Consider the following 622-nt stretch of genomic DNA (forward strand, 5'->3'; position numbering starts at 1 on the left):
CATAGCAGTTAAAATCATGTGCGCGGTTGATCAGAAGTGCAGTCCGTTCATGAACTGTCTGAAGCCCAAGCTCCACCCACAAATAGGTGCGTTCATTCAGCTCTGCCAAGTAATCAACGACATCATCAGGCAGACAGTCCGGGCGTGTGGCGATCGAAATGCCGACCACATCATCTAAAGCGAGGACGGATTCGAATTTCTCACGAAGCACCTCAACCGGGGCGTGAGTGTTTGTGAAAGCCTGGAAATAAGCGATGTACTTGCCGTCCTTCCATTTTTCGTGCATGCGGTTTTTGATGTCATGGAATTGCGTAATTAAATCATCGGCCCGGTTCCCGGCAAAATCGCCGGAGCCTGCTGCGCTGCAAAACGTACAGCCTCCGTGGGCTACGGTGCCGTCCCGATTCGGACAGTCAAAACCGCCGTCAAGCGCCACTTTAAACACCTTATGGCCGAAATGTTCTCTGAGATGATAATTCAATGTATGATAGCGTTTTTCCGTATTTGAATAAGGAAAAGGATTGTTCTGCATCACAATTCATGTGCCTCCTTGCGTACGATTGCATCCTAAAATTGTAGCACGCATTTCACAAGAGAACAAATGAATATCGACCATAAATTA

1 protein-coding gene is annotated in these 622 nt (G+C 47.6%); it reads right to left on the minus strand.

The window, feature by feature from the left end:
* The coding region (locus ACWHAR_RS28930; RefSeq protein ID WP_452088680.1) for a TIGR01212 family radical SAM protein at nt 1–535 on the minus strand (535 nt) is incomplete at its 3' end.
* Nucleotides 536–622: the final 87 nt, after the last annotated feature.

The sequence above is a fragment of the Bacillus sp. LR--39 genome (assembly GCF_053613335.1).